This window comes from Clostridium sp., from assembly GCF_050717515.1.
GTDB lineage: Bacteria > Bacillota > Clostridia > Clostridiales > Clostridiaceae > Clostridium_AD.
This window is the reverse complement of record NZ_JBOITL010000024.1, coordinates 114150-133189: the sequence shown is the minus strand read 5'-3', so window position 1 is coordinate 133189 and position 19040 is coordinate 114150. Positions and strand designations below refer to the sequence as shown.

The 19040-nt window shown below is 30.8% G+C and carries 19 protein-coding genes and 2 riboswitches; of the genes, 7 read left to right on the top strand and 12 right to left on the bottom strand.

Translation table 11 applies throughout. From position 1 onward, the window contains the following. Positions 1-3: 3 nt before the first annotated feature. Both ACREV6_RS09335 and ACREV6_RS09330 read right to left on the bottom strand, forming a co-directional pair. Entirely contained in the window at positions 4-180 is a 177-nt protein-coding gene (locus ACREV6_RS09335; RefSeq protein WP_431577742.1) for a YtxH domain-containing protein, read from the bottom strand. Positions 181-240: 60 nt separating this feature from the next. Continuing rightward, positions 241-1161 (bottom strand): ribonuclease H1 domain-containing protein, encoded by a 921-nt coding sequence (locus ACREV6_RS09330; RefSeq protein ID WP_431577741.1) that lies wholly within the window; start codon positions 1159-1161, stop codon positions 241-243. Positions 1162-1458: 297 nt separating this feature from the next. On the opposite strand from ACREV6_RS09330, the gene ACREV6_RS09325 reads away from it, so the two are divergent. Further along, complete coding sequence (locus ACREV6_RS09325) at positions 1459-3222, top strand: ATP-dependent metallopeptidase FtsH/Yme1/Tma family protein (RefSeq protein ID WP_431577740.1); 1764 nt, start codon at positions 1459-1461, stop codon at positions 3220-3222. Positions 3223-3271: 49 nt separating this feature from the next. Here ACREV6_RS09325 and ACREV6_RS09320 read toward each other — a convergent pair whose 3' ends face one another. The 6 genes from ACREV6_RS09320 to ACREV6_RS09295 form a co-directional block, all read right to left on the bottom strand. Next, positions 3272-4276 carry a rhomboid family intramembrane serine protease gene (locus tag ACREV6_RS09320; protein ID WP_431577739.1) on the bottom strand — a complete coding sequence of 335 codons (1005 nt, stop codon included), beginning with the start codon at positions 4274-4276 and terminating at the stop codon, positions 3272-3274. A 50-nt stretch (positions 4277-4326) separates the two neighbouring features. Beyond that, the gene (locus tag ACREV6_RS09315; protein WP_431577738.1) at positions 4327-5385 is read right to left on the bottom strand and encodes an HD-GYP domain-containing protein; all 1059 of its coding nucleotides are present in this window, start codon (positions 5383-5385) and stop codon (positions 4327-4329) included. 15 nt (positions 5386-5400) lie between these two features. After that, positions 5401-5799, bottom strand: coding sequence for a DUF6762 family protein (locus tag ACREV6_RS09310; RefSeq protein ID WP_431577737.1), 399 nt, complete (start codon positions 5797-5799; stop codon positions 5401-5403). A gap of 15 nt (positions 5800-5814) precedes the next feature. After that, positions 5815-6240, bottom strand: coding sequence for a Fur family transcriptional regulator (locus ACREV6_RS09305; RefSeq protein WP_431577736.1), 426 nt, complete (start codon positions 6238-6240; stop codon positions 5815-5817). Positions 6241-6485: 245 nt separating this feature from the next. Further along, a complete protein-coding gene (locus tag ACREV6_RS09300) occupies positions 6486-7946 on the bottom strand; it encodes an aminoacyl-histidine dipeptidase (RefSeq protein WP_431577735.1) in 1461 nt (486 codons plus the stop codon). Positions 7947-7963: 17 nt separating this feature from the next. Next, on the bottom strand, positions 7964-8512 hold the full coding sequence (locus ACREV6_RS09295; RefSeq protein WP_431577734.1) for a manganese efflux pump MntP: 549 nt from the start codon (positions 8510-8512) through the stop codon (positions 7964-7966). 233 nt (positions 8513-8745) lie between these two features. Between ACREV6_RS09295 and ACREV6_RS09290 the strand changes: the two genes are divergently transcribed. Continuing rightward, positions 8746-9681 carry a magnesium transporter CorA family protein gene (locus tag ACREV6_RS09290; protein ID WP_431577733.1) on the top strand — a complete coding sequence of 312 codons (936 nt, stop codon included), beginning with the start codon at positions 8746-8748 and terminating at the stop codon, positions 9679-9681. Between the two features lie 120 nt (positions 9682-9801). Beyond that, positions 9802-10176 carry a hypothetical protein gene (locus ACREV6_RS09285; protein WP_431577732.1) on the top strand — a complete coding sequence of 125 codons (375 nt, stop codon included), beginning with the start codon at positions 9802-9804 and terminating at the stop codon, positions 10174-10176. A 105-nt stretch (positions 10177-10281) separates the two neighbouring features. Here ACREV6_RS09285 and ACREV6_RS09280 read toward each other — a convergent pair whose 3' ends face one another. The 4 genes from ACREV6_RS09280 to ACREV6_RS09265 form a co-directional block, all read right to left on the bottom strand. Next, positions 10282-10704 (bottom strand): hypothetical protein, encoded by a 423-nt coding sequence (locus ACREV6_RS09280; RefSeq protein ID WP_431577731.1) that lies wholly within the window; start codon positions 10702-10704, stop codon positions 10282-10284. 38 nt (positions 10705-10742) lie between these two features. After that, positions 10743-11336, bottom strand: coding sequence for a hypothetical protein (locus ACREV6_RS09275; protein ID WP_431577730.1), 594 nt, complete (start codon positions 11334-11336; stop codon positions 10743-10745). A 16-nt stretch (positions 11337-11352) separates the two neighbouring features. Then, a complete protein-coding gene (locus ACREV6_RS09270) occupies positions 11353-12183 on the bottom strand; it encodes an SLAP domain-containing protein (RefSeq protein ID WP_431577729.1) in 831 nt (276 codons plus the stop codon). A gap of 215 nt (positions 12184-12398) precedes the next feature. Continuing rightward, entirely contained in the window at positions 12399-14255 is a 1857-nt protein-coding gene (locus tag ACREV6_RS09265) for a DL-endopeptidase inhibitor IseA family protein (protein ID WP_431577728.1), read from the bottom strand. A gap of 246 nt (positions 14256-14501) precedes the next feature. On the opposite strand from ACREV6_RS09265, the gene ACREV6_RS09260 reads away from it, so the two are divergent. The 4 genes from ACREV6_RS09260 (at position 14502) to ACREV6_RS09245 (ending at position 19024) form a co-directional block, all read left to right on the top strand. After that, complete coding sequence (locus ACREV6_RS09260; protein WP_431577727.1) at positions 14502-15386, top strand: zinc ribbon domain-containing protein; 885 nt, start codon at positions 14502-14504, stop codon at positions 15384-15386. Between the two features lie 46 nt (positions 15387-15432). Then, positions 15433-16842, top strand: coding sequence for a zinc ribbon domain-containing protein (locus ACREV6_RS09255; protein ID WP_431577726.1), 1410 nt, complete (start codon positions 15433-15435; stop codon positions 16840-16842). Between the two features lie 219 nt (positions 16843-17061). Then, a riboswitch (cyclic di-GMP riboswitch) is annotated at positions 17062-17144 on the top strand. Between the two features lie 167 nt (positions 17145-17311). Then, positions 17312-17908, top strand: coding sequence for a TasA family protein (locus ACREV6_RS09250; protein WP_431577725.1), 597 nt, complete (start codon positions 17312-17314; stop codon positions 17906-17908). Between the two features lie 44 nt (positions 17909-17952). Then, positions 17953-18036: riboswitch (cyclic di-GMP riboswitch) on the top strand. A 19-nt stretch (positions 18037-18055) separates the two neighbouring features. Then, a complete protein-coding gene (locus ACREV6_RS09245; protein ID WP_431577724.1) occupies positions 18056-19024 on the top strand; it encodes a hypothetical protein in 969 nt (322 codons plus the stop codon). Positions 19025-19040: the final 16 nt, after the last annotated feature.

Genomic DNA, 19040 nt, shown 5'->3' with positions numbered 1-19040 from the left:
TATTTATAATATATAATCCTTCACGCTATCATACATATCTTCTGCCATGTTTTTTACCATTTTGCCAGTTTTCCTAACTCTTCTTTTTGTGTTTCTATCCATATTAGGAACTAACATTGATGCTGCAACTACTCCAATTATAGCCCCTGTTGTAATTGTTGATACAAATTTACCACGCATAAGTAACACATCCTTTCTTTATTTATTCTTTATAGCATGTGCATTTTTCAAATATTTAGTCTATTTATTACCTTCTAATAAAAAAATAATAAAATCCATTTTTTCTTTATCCGTAAAATTATTTATTATACTCTTAGTTGCTTCTGGACTTATGTTATAATCACTAACAATTTCATCATACACATTTGCTTTAATTTCTTGCTTATTATTTTCATAATAATCAGCATTTATAACAATTATATTTTTTTCTCCCCCAGCAGCTATTTTAAGAATTTCTTCCTTTACGACCTTACTTGCTACTTTTATAATATTTTTTGTTAACCACTTTTCTACAGTCTTATCTGAATTTATCCCTAATTTTTCTTTACATTTTTCATCAACAAGCTCATTAAATAAATCTCCCGTGTGACTATCTACTTTAACAAATATAATTTCTAGTCCACTTTTCATGAACTCTTGCATTTTCTTGTAATATTCCTTTGAAGATTCTTCGCGCCGCACCCAGAAACCTGTAGCATGATAACAAATACCTACATAATCATGGAATATTACTACCTTTTTTTCACCAATGGACAGGGCATACTGAGCCCCTTTTACTGCTCCTTCTAGTTCCCCTGCTATTTGTCTTATATTTTTTTCTGAACCACTTATCAAAGATTCACTCTCTATATGTAAAACTACCTCATTCTTCACAACCACCATTCCATAGGAATACTCCTGGGTGGAAGCATTATAGCTACCATCAACATAAACATGAAGGCAATCTTTCGGATAAGTGTTATCTTCTTTCTTCAGTGAGTTTCCTGCATCATTTAAAAACTTTTCAGCTTCATTTATATCCTCAAAGCTTTTATATTTAGCGCCTTTTACGCCTTTTACATATTTTAAGCACTCTGCCCAAGTGTTGACTATTTTATTTTCTATTTTTTCATTAGTACTTGAATTAAAGCCTTCTTTTATTGCATAAACTTTTTTTCCCATTTTATCAATTCTCCTTATTCTATATCTATCATAAATAAAGTATACAACAAATATTGAATTTATCAATTGTAATTTTTACAATATTTACATTTCCAAATTCTATGATTATCGTTGGACAAGTCTTTATAAAAATATTATAATAGCCCTTGTAGTCCCTATTACATTAATAAAATTCTAATATAGACTATGTCCCTTTAAATTCGAAAAAATAATAAAAGATATATTATGCGAAAGGATGGTGAATGAAGCGACTTTGCGACTATATCAAAGATATAGTGGTTTAATAGCTTCTAGCTTATGAATAAAATTAAAAACAAGTATATTTTGCTTCCTGCTATCACTGCAATTTTTTCGTTAGTATTTCTCATATTCGTGAGCAATACCTTTAAAATATCTAAAGATAAATTATATGTTGATTTTCTTAAAGATACCACCTCAAGTAATATCTCCACCGTATATGTAACAACTTCTCCTAAAATTCAAGTTAAACTTAAAGATGGCACTATTTATCAAACTGATAACCCACGAACAAATAATTTCAAAGAAAACTTATTAAAAAGTGGTATAAATGTTTCTGAGCAAACTCTAACAAATCCTGCTGAAATAGCTTCTATTGCAGGTTTTGTTATATCACTTATAGTTCTTGGGATTATGGCCTTCAAATCTTCAAAGATAAAAACTAAAAGCATGTTCTCAGCTACAAATCTTGATGTCAGCGCAGTAGAAGATATAGGTTTTAACTTTGAAAATGTAGCAGGCAATGAAGAAGCTAAAGATAGTGTACAGGATGTAGTAGATTTTCTTAAAAACCCCGAAAAATATTCTGCCTATGGCGCTAGAATGCCAAAAGGAATAATTTTATATGGAGATCCAGGAACCGGCAAAACCCTACTTGCAAAAGCTGTAGCTGGAGAAGCAAATGTGCCTTTTTATGCAGTCTCGGGTTCTGATTTCGTACAGATATATGTAGGGGTAGGTGCAGGCAGAATTAGAAGCTTATTTAAAAAAGCAAGAGGTCACGGCCGTGCAGTTATATTTATTGATGAGATTGATGCTATTGGTAAAAAAAGAGATAATGGAAGTGGTAGTGGTGGTTCTGACGAAAAAGATCAGACCCTTAACGCTCTACTAACAGAAATGTCTGGTTTTAATGAAACAGAGGGCATAGTTATAATTGCAGCAACTAACAGACTTGATATGCTAGATCCGGCTCTACTTAGGCCTGGCCGTTTTGATAGACATATTGAAGTTACCTTACCTGATGTATCTGCCAGAGAGAAAATTTTAAAACTTCATCTTAAAAATAAACCTATTAAGGATATAGATTATGGTGAATGGGCACACAAAACTTCATATTTTTCAGGTGCAAAGCTAGAAAACTTAACCAATGAAGCTGCCATTATAGCTTGCAAGGAGAATGCTTCATTTATTCAAAACCAGCACTTGGACAAAGCATATTCAATAATGCTAGCGGGTTACGAAAAAGTTGATAGGGGTTATATTAAAGCTGAAGACAGAAAAATCACTGCCTTCCACGAAGCAGGACATGCTTTAATTTCACTTAAAATGCTACCAAAGGATAAAGTATCTAAAGTTACTATAATTCCAACTACCAAAGGTGCAGGCGGTTATACTTTAAGTATTCCTGAAGATAAATTATATCAGAACAAGGAACATTTAAAGAAAAAAATAATGGTACTTTTAGGTGGTAGAGCTGCTGAAGAGATTATTTTCGGACAGGACTCTGTAACCACAGGTGCTTGCAATGACCTGCAAAGAAGTACCCAGCTTGTAACAAACATGGTAACAGAATACGGTATGGGTGAAGCTCTAGGGCTCCTTACTATGGACAAACTAAGTGATTCAGGTCTTACAAATCAAGAAGCAGTATTTTCAGAATGTAAAAACTTAATCTCAGAATTATATGAAGAGGTTAAAAATATCCTAAGGGATGGAAAAGAATCACTAGAGGCTGTGACAGATTTATTAATCCAGAAAGAAACTATATATTACGAAGATTTAATTAATATTATTGGAGACAAAAACAATAATGTTGCATAAACTATTTCAGGCCCCCCAAGGTAAATCCCTGGAGGGCCTTTTTATTTCATTACTCTTCTGCTTTAAAACTAACTAAAAAGGCTATAAGCATTCCACCAATAAGTCCACCTATATGAGCAAAATTATCAATGTTTGGCAATGCTACTCCTATAAATATATTTATAAATATAACTGATAAAATACTTCTTATAAAAACTTTTCCGGTTTTACCTTTAGATTTAATTGCAAAAACAAGTACTGCCCCTAGTAATCCAAAGATTGCACCGGATGCTCCAATGGAAACACTTGTTGAGAAAATATAACTAAATATTGAGGCGCATATGCCGGAAATAAAATAAATAGCAATATACTTTGCCTTCCCATAAATCTTTTCAATCATTGGCCCCATAGAATAAAGTGAATACATGTTCACACCTAAATGCACAATTCCACCATGTAAAAACATACAAGAAACAAACCTATAATATTCACCCTTTTGGATTAACTCATTAACCTTAGCACCAAGTAAAACTAAAACATTAATATCACTATCAATTATGCTCCCATTTGCATAAACATAGCTCAAATAAGCTGTAACTAAGTACATTATAACATTTATAGCTATAATCCCTATAGTAATCCAGGGTTTATCCGCTAGACTTATTTTTTCACTATTGCTTTGCAAATTGTTATTACTCATGACGCTGGCTAGTTCTTGTACCACCTGTAAATTTACATTTTCGGAGTAGTTTACTTTTTTATCTTTTAGCTCTACTCTAATCATAGGTTTTTCTGCTAAATTAAGTATAGAAAGCGCTTTTGTATCACTTTCCATACTTAATTCATCCTCAGAGAATAATATATATATATTATTTTTGTCCTCTGGAATATCATATTGTTTTAATCCATCTAAGTTTTCACAGCTAATAAATATTAATCGATACGAGTCCCCATTAATATCTTTGCTCACTGTCCAAAGCTCAGATTTACCATCCACACTTCTAATGTCCTCTAATAAATACCCATATTGCTGGGTAATACCCTTTATAACAATTTTTATATTCTTTTCTTTCATATTTTACTCCCATAGGGTGCCACCCACGTGGCAAGTGGGTGGCACCCGTATCATATTATTGACTGCACTATTACGTTTTGGTATAGTAGCAAATCTAGTTCATAAAATTTAATAGGTTTCCTAGTTTCAGCTTCATAAAGCACCCTTATTATAGGCCTATCAGGAAAATTTTTATTTTGCCTAATTACATACCCTTCAACTCCGTTGGATAGCTTTAAACAAACACCTAATGGAAATACTGAAAAGGTTTCTTTGAACTTTTGTACTATTTCTTCATCAAAAGCATTTCCACAGCCTGCTAAAATTAGTTCATAAGCATCACTAGGATTAAATTTTTCTCTATAAGTTCTATCATTACTTATAGCATCATAAACGTCACAAACACAAATTATTTTTGCATACTTAGAAATTTCATTGCTGATAAGTCCAAAGGGATATCCCTTTCCATCAACTCTTTCATGGTGCTGTTCCACTGCTTTTAAAACTTCGCTAGATATAGAAAGATTTTTTTTTAAAATACTCCTTCCATAAGTAGGATGCTTCTTAACTTCTTCAAACTCTTCAGCTGTTAGCTTTCCCGTTTTTGTTATTATCTCTTTGGGAACTTTAGTTTTACCTATGTCATGAAGGATTGCTCCTATGCTCAACTCTTTTAATTCACTTTCCTTAAGATTCATTGCCATTCCAAGATAAATTGCCATAATTCCAGTATCTATAGAGTGAAGATAGGTGTAATTGTCATAGGTTTGAACGTCGAATAAACTTTTATTTACATCACCCAGCTCAATAATATAATTAACTAAGTCTTCCACTACTGCTAAGGATTCCTTAGTGCCTTTTTTATCTCCACCAGTTACATTTTTCATTATTTTAGACATATTTTTCATGGTTACTGCTTTTAAATTACTTAATTTTTCATCTTCTATTGATATGTCATCTAACCTTGCATCTTCTACATATATATAAAAAACACCTAACTCTTTAAGTTTTTCGATATATTGCTGCGTCAACTTAACTCCTGTTCGTAGCAGGATACTTCCGTCATTTGTAAGTATATTCCGCCCTAGAATTTCATCAACCTTTACACTATTAATAAATTCAAGTTTCATGGCCACTCCTATATCCTATTTATATTCTTCTTTTTTTCCTTTGATTTTTTCAAAAACTTCCCTGAGTTCTTGCTTTATTAATTCACATATTTCAATTATAGCGTCATTCACCACCATATGATCTTTTGAATACTTGAACCTAACTACCCAAGCTGGATTATACTCATCATCCACAGCCTCAATAGAATATCCTTTATCCCTAAAGGCTTCTTCATTGAAATAATCATAAATTGCTGTAAATTGCCATTCTTCCACATCATCATGAGTATCGAAAAACAAGTTTACGAGTTCTCCATAATAATTTAATTTTGTAACAAACTCCGCACCTTCAGAAGCTTCATAGCTTCCAAGTTCCTTAACAAATTGATTAGTCTCTTTATCTATTTCCATTAAAACTAATGAAGAAAATTGCATAAAACTCACCCTCTCTTATTTTTTACATTTATCACATTCTTTGCATTCCCTGCAAATTCCTTTTAAATAAACATGACTTTCTGTAAGCGTTATTCCTGTTTTTGCTTTTATTTGTTCTTCAATTTGAGGTATTGGGCAATCTATAACCATTTCCTTATGACATAAATCACATTGAATTATATGTTTATGAGCATTTGTAATTAGGGTATAGTTATACATATTGTTTCCCAAGTCAAATTTATTTAAGATTTTTTTACTTTCTAGCAAATCCAAGGTCCTATATACCGTAGACAAATCTATTTTTATGTTGTCCTTTGTAAGTATAGAATATATGAGATTTGCATTTATAGCCTCTTTACTAGAAAGTATAATTTCTAATATATTTTTTCTTGGCTGCGTAACCTTAATATTATTGTCTTTTAAATATGAAATTACATTCATTTTCATCACCTTACTACATTATTATAAAACAATTATAACAATTACAATATACCTCAATCCGCTCTCCAATACAAGCGGTGCTTTAAATATTGCATCAAAAATTTATTTTTAACGCAATATGGCCCCTTAATTTTATAAAAAGACTCCTACAAAAGTAGAAGCCTTTCTAAATCAACTAAAGTGGGCTAACCCACAATAGTTGGTTAACCCACTTTAGCGGGTTTATCCACAACAGCAGATTTTGATTATTTAATTTCCGCAAGTATTGCTACTAAAAAACTCCACATTCTATCTGTTGAAGAGATACTTAGGTGTTCTTTAGGAGTGTGTACATCGTATATATTAGGTCCGAAAGATATTTGATCAATCTTACCTCCAAATTTTTCACTAATTAATCCACACTCAAGACCTGCATGTATAGCTGCTATTTCAGGCTTGTTACCATTTATATCATTATATACTTTTTCTAGTATAGTCCTTATCTGAGATTTTGGATTATATTGCCATTCTGGGTAATCAGATTGAAATTCTATAGTTGCTCCTGTCATTTCTGCAAGTACTATAGTTTCATCACATATTGCCTTCTTTAATGACCTTACAGAACTTCTTACTGCAGAGTCAAATACTATCTCTTTATCAGAAGTTGTAAGAACTCCTATATTAGTTGAACTTTGTACGAGTCCTTCAATTGCCATACTCATATTTTTAACTCCATTTGGAATTAAGAAAAGTATTTGAAGTGCTTTTGTTGCAGTATCCTCTGCAAAAGTTCTTTTAACTTTATCTCCTAATATTTCCATAGCTAAATTAACTTCTGGGTCAGTTACAGTTAGTTCGTTTTTCAATATAGTATTCCACTGTGCTATTTTTTCAATAACTATTGCTTTATCATTTTCTCTAAACAATATAATAGCATCAGCTTCACGTGGAATTGCGTTATTTTTAGCTCCTCCATTTATAGCATTAATTTTGAAATCAATAGCTGATTTTAGATCCATTAAGAAACGTCCCATAAGTTTTACAGCATTCCCTCGTTCTTTATTGATTTCCATTCCAGAGTGGCCGCCATTTAACCCTATTAATTTTATTTCACAACTTATAAAACTTTTATCTGCTTCTTCCCAAATTATTGGAAGCACTATTTTTTCTCTTACTCCACCTGCACAACTTACTAAAAGCTTGCCTTCTTCTTCTGAATCTATATTTATCAATATTCTTCCATCTAAATTTTTAGGGTCTATAGCCTGAGCTCCACCCATACCTGTTTCTTCTTCAGTAGTTACTAGCAGTTCAATTGGTGGATGAGGTATATCTGTAGAGGCAAGCACTGCAAGACCAAATGCCACTGCAATACCATTATCAGCACCTAGTGTAGTTCCATTCGCTCTTAAAAAATCTTCTTCTACAATAAACTCAATAGGATCTTTTTCAAAATCGTGCACTACTCCTGTGTTTTTTTCACAAACCATGTCCATATGACCTTGAAGTATTATAACTGGTGCTTTCTCATAGCCTTTTGTAGCCGGTTTTTTAATTATTACATTTAATGCACTATCTTGTATTACATTTAATTTATGCTTTTTAGCAAAACTTACTAACCAATCGCTTATTGCTTTCTCATTACCAGAACCTCTTGGAACCTCATTCATCTCTTTGAAATATTTAAATGCCTCATATGAATTTAAACCTTTTAATTTTTCTAACATTTTTATCATCCTTTCTTTTAAAAAAACATCATTTTTAGCCCGAAAAATATTAAGATTATTCCCCCAATATAGTCCGCATACTTGCCTACAACTTCTATCTTTTTTAAATATTTAGAAACTATAAAGGCCAATGTAGACATTATAAGAGTTATTCCCCCAATAAACAATGTATCTTTAAATAATACAACCTTTGTTATATTATTTAATACTGTAAAACCTACCACCATTGCATCTATACTTACTGACGCTCCTAAAATAAAATACATCTTAGGTTTAAGTAATGGACACTTCCCGGCCTTTTCAAAGCCTTCTTTAATCATAACCACTCCAACCAAAGATATAATCATACCGCCAATTATTCTTGGCATGGTCGCTACATATGTGTTGAAAAGGAATCCTGCATAAGCCCCTATGTATGAAAATAGAAATTGAAATAACCCAAAGGAAATAATAAAGCCTATCTTATTTACTAATTTAGTTTGATTATTTAAGCCTATACATAAAGCTACTCCAAAAGCATCTAAAGATAGCGCTAAAGCAATTGTAAATAATGGGTATAAATCCATTGAATTCTCCTCCCAAAATAATACTCTACAATATATTTAGTCTAATTACACTTTTATTATTCCAATTTTCTGATTCATCATGTATAGCTTTTCATATACCATTATCGATTATTAAGGCTTTCTTGTCAACCATGGTTTAATCTTCTAATAATAATATATTAATTAATTATTAGTTGTGTATATTCCCTCTTATGGATTATAATATAACAGTACTTACACTTGGAGGTGCTAATATGATTTCAATATATAGCAGTGCAGAAAATAGACAATTATCAAAGCTGGAAAATGTAGAGCCTGGTTGTTGGATTAACATGATAGACCCGTCGGATGAGGAATTAATATTCGTATCTAAGAAGACCAATGTCCCTATGGATTTTTTAAAGGCTGCCTTAGATGAAGAGGAAACCTCCCGAATTGACATAGAAGATTGTACATTAATTATCCTGGATATTCCCTTTACTGATATGGATGATAATTCACTAACTTATGATACTTACCCCTTAGCTATGATACATACCGATAAAGTTATAATTACAGTATGTTTAAAGAATAGCAAAATATTATCAGATTTCACTGAACGAAAAGTGGGTTCCTTCTTTACTTTTAAGCGTTCACGATTTATGCTTCAGATTTTATATAGAATTGCTAATTATTATTTAATATACTTAAGACAAATTGATAAGAAAAGCTATATGGTAGAAAAACAATTACATAAATCTTTAAAGAATAAAGAGCTTCTCCAATTATTAGCCCTGGAAAAATCTCTTGTGTATTTTTCTAATTCTTTAAAAGCAAATGAACTTACCTTAGAAAAAATGCTTAAACTGGATATTCTTGAAAAGTTTGAAGACGATAATGACGTCCTGGAGGATGTTATTATTGAAAACAGACAGGCTATAGAGATGTGTACTATATATAGTAATATTTTAAGTGGCACTATGGGTGCCTACGCTTCTGTTATATCAAATAATCTTAATATAGTAATGAAATTACTAGCTGCCATTACTATTGTTATGGCTATACCTAATATGGTTTCTGGATTATATGGTATGAATGTAGCCGGGCTACCCTTCGCTACAAATCCTTTAGGCTTTTGGTATGTAGTTGCACTAATTGGCGTTATTGGTGCATTTTCCATTTATTACTTGAATAAAAAAGATATGTTTTAAAAAAATGAAACTAAATTAGATTTTAAATCGTAATATACTATGGTATGATTAACTTACATATGAATTTACATTAAAAACATTAATGAATTTTAACTTTACAAACGAAAGGGGTATAAACTTATGAAAAAGAAAAAAGTTCTATGTGCTGCTCTAGTTATAGCAGGACTTTCTACTATATTTGCAATGAAAACTTATGCAGCTCCAGCCTCAATGCCTGATGGTACTGTAATTATTGGAACAAAAGCCTTTGCTTTAAGCTATGCTAATGATCCTAAAAATTCAACTGAGATTAATGCATTAATCGTAGCTGGCGGTGGAATATATGTAAAAGGTTTTAATTCAGTTTGGATTGATAATACAGACTCTAAAACTATCAGTCCTAGCAGTATTCCTAGTGTAACTTATAAAGATACTACTGGCGGTGAAACCAAGTTTGCAGCCGGAGACACAATTGATAATGCTACAACAGCATTAGAAGTAATTAGTATAGAGTAATACTCCACGCAATGAGTAATATCTTATAAATAGAAGAGGAGAGATAGTTTTAAAACTATCTCTCCTCTTCTATTTATAAAGGTGTTTTTCAACCTTCATTTTATTTTATTTAACAGGGGCTCCCTTTTGAAGTTTTAACTCCACTGAATATGCCTCTTTACCATCTGCTTTTATAAACTTTATTACTACTTTGTCATCTTTTTTTCTGGCTGGAAAAGCTGTAGTACCTTTACCTAGGACTTCTTTTCCTGTTACAGGTTTTTTCTCATAATATACCTGATATTTCACAGCACCCTTATACTGTTTTTTACCTGCATCCGTAAGAGTTACATTTACTACAGAGCTAAAAGATGCCTCTCTTACTGTGGCAGTTATAAGTGAACTTACCTCTGCTTTGTTTTTCTCAGTGGCTGTAATGGGTGTTTTGGTTTGTGATTTGTTTTTTATGTAAAATACACCTGCTATAACTACTATTGTTACTATAATAACTGCTATACTAATTGCTTTTTTATTAATATTTTTTTTCATAATGTTTTTCACTCCTATTTTGCTGTAATTGATTGTCTTTATTTTTTATCGCTTAGTTTTATATCTAATTTTTTAAGGACCTTCTTATTTTCACCCATTAATTTTATAACTACTTCACTTCCAGCCTTTTGAGCAGGAAATATAGTTGTTTGTTTTTTTGTAATACTCTCAACTTTTGATATTGGTTCATTTCCCAGGAAAAACTGATAGTATTTATAACTACTGCTAAACGCACTGCCATCTACAATGATTTCTGCTTCAGAGCCAAAATTTGCAGCTTTAACAGCGACTGAAAGTCCCTCTTTGCTATTTACAGCTTTTGCACTTTCATCTTTGCCTTGCTGCGTAACATCTTTATTATCAGCACTTGTGACCTTTTCTGTTGATTTGTCTAAAGCAACTTTGGATTCCCCAGAAGAAGTTTTCCCATTATTCTTTTCTAACTCTTTCTTCTTTAAGGCTTCCTTCTTTAAGGCTTCCTTCTTTAACTCTTCAGTTCTTATAGTATTTTTATTGTCCTTATTAATTTTATTCTCCTTAGCTTTGTTAAAAAAGAAAAATAAGGCTATGATTAATGTAATTACTGCCAATAAAATCACTATTTTTTTAGAATTTTTTTTGCTGATTTTCATCCTTTGTCCTCCTATACTATGCTTTAAAATATACTTTACAGTTACTTATATCATAATCCTTATTAACAATATAATCTTCTGTTATGGTAAAATCATAAACTTTCGCTTTATGAGGATTTACATTTACATTCTCAATATCAAATATTCCCTTAGCAACTACTTCACCTTGTTCATCCTCAATTAATATTGGAAGACGCTCTAATTTTACAATTTTATCGCAACCATTAAGAATCATGAAAACTATAGAAATAGAATTATCCATGCACTTTAAAGTTTTAAACACCTCAATATTAACATCACCAGATCTTATTAAAGGTAACTTATTTAAAAATTTTGTAAAGCTATTTTTTAAATCACGATCCATATCTTCCGGCATTTCTTCCATTTCAACCTTTACAGTATTTATAGCGCTAATAGATTTTTCGAATTGTATTTTCCAATCATCCATTGGAATTGTATCAACAAATACATTAACCTTATCAAAATAAATTTTATATGGTCTTGCAGTAAAAGGAGGTAATATGCCAAAGTCATGCATGTCCATCATCTGCTTTGCTAGTATATCGCCCTTTTGGTTTATAATTACTAGTGGAACCTTGTGAAAATTAATTTGCTTTGACAATCCATTTCTTAAATAGACGCTAACCTCAATTTTATCTCCCATATCAAAGGTGTATACACCATTAATGGATACTTGTCCATCTTCTAATGTTGGTAGCTCAGCTAACTCTTCACTTAAAAATTCCTTTTGAAAATCAGACATAACCCCTTTATCATATTCATTAAGGTGCAGCTCTATTTTTACTGCTTCTTTTTCTGATATTATTACAGTATCATCTTTTTTCATATTAACTTCCTCCTAATAGGTTCAATCCTAATATTTATCGTCACGAATTACAATTTATTATATCATATATACTTAAATTAAATAATAAGTTTTCATTTAAATTGCCCACTATAAACTACGTTAAAGCTTGTAAATAGTTGCACTTTATTAATAATGAGATGATTTTCCACCCTGGGAATCACTTGCATTTGTACAAAAAAGTCAGTTTTGCAATATTACTGAAGTACGCTATGAAAACTATCTATTTTCCATTTTCCTTCTTCCAGCTTAAGTTTTATATCTGCATTATCCGCAGAAGAGTTTTCATCTGCATAATTTGCATAGGCTGCAGCCTGAATAGAACTTCCTTTATTGTTTCTACTTTTTATAGAAGTATAAGTATAACTTGCACCTACGCCTGAATCTCCAACTGCATAATATAGCTTTCCATCTTTTTCAATAAAGGTTTGACCTCCCATAAATTTCCCCACATATACTTCAGTGAAATATTTAGAGAGTGCATTCTTTATTTTTTCTTTGCTTGAATATGGCTCATATAGCCCAACATAAAATATAGAACCTTTTTGAAATTGATCTGAATTTCTTTTAGATTGAATGTCTAAAAACAGTTTATTAGCATCATTACAAAATTTAATTATATCTTGGTTTTTCAGGTCAGGGATATTTGCATTTGAAGTAGTTTCTTGTTTTTGTTTTTCCACTATTTTGATTTCATCAGAATAAACATACATCTTATTTGCAATATTATACAATGATATTTTATTGGCTTCTTCTCCAATGTCCATAAGCCTTACCTCATTTGTTCCGTCAATAGTAGCCATAAATATTCCATCATCATTAACATAATAAATGTCTTTGCCAATACAATTAAAACTAGTTACATTTTCTATAGTTACATTTTGTGTGTTATTTTCAATATCTAATTTTCCAAAACCAGTTTTCTCTACCCTAGCATTAACTGTGTTTCCATATATTTCGCCTTTATAAATTTCTGCAGAACCTAAATATTTATAATTGTTATTGTTACCCCAAGTAGGCTTACTTTTCCCTGATGATATAAACGAACCATGTTTATTGGTTGAACAAATATATTTACTGTTCATAACGTTAGTATATCCACTATTTATGCTGATATTTTTTTCCACGTCTTTGTTGTTAAAATTCATTTTATTTAAGGAAACTACAGGCCATCCATTATTTTCACTGGTGGTTTGTGTGTAGTATATACTATCTCCAACTATGTACACATAACCAGTGTTCTGCCTTATAACTTGCTTATTTTTACCTTCTAAGTCTGTTTTAACTAATGAACCATATTGACCACTTTTAGTATCTATAAAATATATGCTATTATCCACAATATTAATAAAGTAAGGTTCTACCTTTTCATCTAATTTTGTTTTTTGGCTTAAGTCTTCCTTCATTTTATATAGACCACTACCACTAGGCTCTCTAAAGTATATCCATCCATTTTTAAATGCCATTTTGCCACCAATAAGGTTATTCCCCATAGTATTGCCAGTAAACTCCAAAACTTCAATACCAAGGTTTACAACAAAACCTGTATATTTTTCTTTACATTGTATCTGAGTAAATCCTTCCTTTGAAGTATTTATCTTACTAGTATCTATATTTAATTTTAGGGAAACACTACTTCCCTCATTTATTGCTACGGGAATCATATCACTATTAGCAATTGGACTACCTTTAGTAACTTTTAAATACCCTTCTTTCACTTTTACATTTTTTATATTTAATGCCAATGCCTCAATAAGTAATTTGTTATCCTTATTTTTGTCCAGACCTAGGTATAATGCATCAATAGCCTTATTAAATTTATCTTTACTTACATAATAAGAGCTTAAATATGAATAAACTTTACTATTATCCTTATATTTAGACAATAGATTAGTATAATCATTTACAACCTCACTCTCTTTTTTTTGATTTTGTACATTTAATACTTTTTTAATATCTTGATTCAATTTATAATCAGTATACTTACCATATCCTCCAACACCTATTACTAATACAACTAAAATAGAACCTACAATTATTGCAATTTTTTTCATATGCCACTTCTCCTCGTCATAAACTTTAAATAAATTTACAGAATAGCTCAAATCATACCATTAAAGTTTATATTATACTATACTAAAACTTCACACACTAAAATTATGGAATTTTCTACATATATATTTATACTATACATTATATTTTGACAAATTAAAAAGGACTATTTGATTTTACATCGAATATATGTTAAGTGCATTAATAGCACTAATTATAAATTATAAAGTCGACTTAGGGGGGATACTATGACATATTGTAGCAACTGCGGTTGTAAAATTGAAGAAAACGTCTTGTTTTGTCCAGATTGTGGTACAAAAGTTAATCAAACCAGAAATGAAAATCTAAACAGCGAAAGGGTTAAACAAACATTTGAAAATGTTAAATCACTCACAAATCAAATTGACTTTGCTGAAATAATTAACACTTTTAAAACTTCAGCATTAAATCCAGTTTCCGGTGGCAAGCAATTCGTAAACGAATCTGGAAAAAACCATGTTATTATTATTGCTATTATTTTAACATTTCTACAAGGTATACTTGGCACTTGGAGAATTAGTCAAATTTTTGCCACCTTACAAACTATTGTCTCAAACTTGCTCCAAAATTTCTCTTCACTAGGAAGTTTATTTGGGCGAAATTCACCTTTTGATTTCACTTCTGGTGACTTAAAATATTTTAACCAATCTATAAATGAATTTAAGTCTTTAATTACTATACCCTACCCTAAAATATTCTTTGGAAATTGTGCCATGTACCTAATATGTGTATTTGTAATATTTATTTTCATATATTTAGGAATGAATATATTAGCAAAAATAAAATGTACCCCCTTCACATTATTTAAGGTTGTATTAATTTCTACCTTGCCTATTTTAACTTGTGAAATTATTTCAATTATATTTTCTTATTTTTCTTTAACCTTAGGAATAGGCTTTATTATTTTGGGTGCGTTAATTTCCATTACTACCTTAGTTATTATAAGCAAAGAAATCTTGCAAATAAAAGAAAACCTGTGTGTTTTAATTGTATCTATATCATTTTTATTTGCTTTAGCTGCATTTTTTATAGGATTACAAAATTTTATATCTTCTGATCTATCAGATATAGTTAGAACAGCAATAAACTCTTAATAACACTTCCTATTTAATAAAAAAAAATAGCATTGGGGGACTTAGATTGAAATTTTGCACTAAATGTGGCCATGAGGTTAAAGAAGAAAAACTTTTTTGCACTTTCTGTGGTAATAACTTAAGTAAAGAAAATATAAATGAAGATATTAATGAAACTTTGAATAAAATTGAACCAGAGTACGATAACAATTCAACTACTATTACATCTGAGAAAAGTCCTGTATCTAATTTTAAGGTTTCAAAAAAATCAAAAATAGCAATGGTACTAATAGCAATTTTAATAATAACAGTAATTGCTGTTGTTAAAGTTGGGAATTCTCTATCTGACCCCAATAGGCTTGTAACAAGATTTGAAAAAGCTGTTGCCTCAAATAATGTTTCTGATTTAGCAACCATTATGTACTCTACTGATTCTAGACTTAAAATAGATAGCAAAAGCATTACACCTTTACTCTCTTATTTTAAAAGCAATCCTTCATATTTTAATGATGTTATTCAGAAATTAAAAGAAGATGCCCTTACTCCTAAAGATATTAATAGCCTTAGCATAGCGTCAAGCAATACGTTAACTTTAGCTAGTAAAGGAAAAACCTTTTTTATTTTTCCTAATTATAAAATAAGTATTAAGCCCTCATTCATTGATATAACAACTACGGTTAAAGATGTTACCTTTTCAATTAACAATACTCAAATAGGTAAAAGCGATACTGACAAATCCACCAAGCAATTCGGTCCCTACATTCCTGGGACTTATTCAGTGTTAGCTAATTATAAAGGGAAATATATTACTTTAAGTAAGCCTTACCCAGTGGATCTTGTATCTACTAGCAATGGCATCTCAAAATTAAATGTATTTGATGATATGACTTATTTAAATATCTCCTCTGATTATTCCGATGCTCAAATTTTCGTTGACGGGAAAAATGTTAATGTCAAGGTTAAAGATGCTAATGCCTTTGGACCTATAGACAGTTCTACAAAAATATATGCTACCTACGTAAACGCAGGTAAAACACTTAAAAGCGAGGAATATTCAGCTTCAAATGGCACTGTGGACCTTCATTTAAGTTTTCAACATTCTAAGGATGCTCAAAGTAATGTTGAAAATCAATTAAAAGATCTTTTAAGATACTATACTTCTTATTTTACGGAGGCTGTTAATACTAATAATGTTTCATTAATTAATCCTTACGTAGCTTCTGGAAGTTCCCTATATAAAGAACAACAATTATATATACCAAAAACATTTGCAGCTGGAATAAAAGAGAGCATTATTTCTGCGGATATTACAGATTATAGCATTAGTGATGATAGTAAATCCGGCAGTGTAACTGCCTCCGAAGTTTATACCATAGTCGCTAAAGATGGGACTTCTTCTAATAAATCTTTTAAATATGTTTATAAATTTTTATATAATGATTCTACTTCTAGCTATCAATTCACAAGCATAAAGTAAAATTAATTAAAGATGGAGTAACAAGCAGTCGGAAATATATTTCCGGCTGCTTTTTTATGCTGCTTTATCTACTGAAGTTCAATTTCCCTCCTTTCGACACCATTAGTCTTACCCCTAGAGGTTTTTGACACAAAATGTAACATTTAAATTATTGACATTTTATTTAACATTATTTACAATAAATGTATAGATAATACATAAATGTAATAAATTTAATATATAGTAATGAGAGGCAATGAAATATATTCTATATGTGGGCACCTAGAATATACTAGCCAGTGGTGCAACCGACTCACTTTTAATATTATATTTGAGGTGATTTTTTTATGTATAATTTTGGACAACCTACATATATTTATAGTAATAATTCATGTATTTCAAGCTTTTGTCTTTGAAATAGCAATAAAAACTCAGCTCATAAACTTAAGTTTTATTACTAACTAATGATTTCAAAATAGGAGGGATAAATATGAAATTGAACAAGAAAATATTAATTGCTTTTTTACTTGGTGGAGCTATAGTAATAGCTGCCGAATCCGGAGTAGGATCCTATGCATATTTTACAGCTAAAGCTGAGAGCAACAAAAATGTTATTACTGCTGGGACTTTTAAGTTTGGCGAAAAAGAAATTGATCAAGCTGTAGGGCAGATGATTGATTTTAAAAACGCTTCACCAGGAGTAATAGAAAATATGAAGAATTTTGAAGTTAAAAATAATGGTAGCTTAGATATGGGGGTTAAAGTAACCATAAATGTTAAAGCAGTGGATGGAAATGGTAAAGAATTTAACATTAAGGATAATAAGTTAAAAATTAAATCAAATGTTTTATTAGGAGAAATTAATTATTTCCCCACTAATCCTGATTTTATAAGCATTGCTGAGTTTAAGCAATGGATAGAAAAAACAATAGATAGTCATACTCTAAAGGTAAATGAAACATTTAAAATAGCAGGTTCTGTAAAGCTTGATGAGACTGCTGGAAATGAATATCAAAATGCAAAAATAGAACTAGAAATAATACTTGATGCTAAACAAATAATTGATAGTGCTGAATATAGGAAATAAAAATATAGTCAGCTCATTATAAGTATTAATAATCGAGTAAATTAGTCTACTTGGGGGACTATGAAATATATTCTGTATTTGGGCACCTGGAATATATGGAGTCAATGGTGCAACCCACCCTTAATAATATACGAGGGGGAAATTATTATGAACAAATTTATGAACAAAAAGACTATTATGGGTATCGCTTTAGCAGGAGTTATAGCTGCTGGAGCAGGAACAGCTACAATGGCTGCCTACAAAAAGAACTTTACATCTGCAAATACCATTACTTCAGCAAAGTTTACAGTTAACTCTGATAAATTAACTGATAAACGAAGCACTACTGCACAAAAAGAAGCAATATTAACTTTAACGGGCTCTGCTCTAAGGCCAGGAATCGGTGGAGAATCAAAAACATTTAACATTACTAAGCAAGGCACAGAGTTACCTGTTAAATATGACATAAGTATCACTGGTACCGGAGATTTATTTGCAGCAAATACTCCAATACAACTTAAATTACTAAGATGCACAAACCCAACTGAAACTGTTGAAAGCAACAGACAGTGGCAAGTAATGCCTTCATTAAACCCTACTTTGCAAAGAGATGAGGTAAAAGATACAGAAATATTTAAGCTAGCATGGAATTGGGTTGAAAATGATAATAATGATATTTTATTTCAAGGACTTTCAGGACTTGTTAACGTTGGTTTGGTAGCCACAGGATTAAATCCAACTCAGGAGGCTACTATAACTGATAAACATGAATTAGCCAGTGCCCAATGTACTTTTACATGGGATAACAGATTAGGCGGCTTTGGAAAATTCCCTAATATTGAATACTATAAATCCAATGGAGTTAAGACTTTAAAAGTTGGGGATATGCGTATAGTAGGAACTAACGCTGCTACTCATAAAGATTCTATATTTGAAGTTAAAAACCTATTGCTTACAAAAATAGAAGGTACAAATCAATATAAAGCCTCCTGTGAAGGTATGTGGGATGGAAAAATATTCACTTATACTAATAATAGTGGAGGTATGGGAGTTTACTATGCTGACTTTAAGGTAGACTATGATCATAGCTTAAGAATTCAAACAAATAACGATGTTGCTAGTTGGTTTCAAAATTAATAAGCTAAACAGTAAC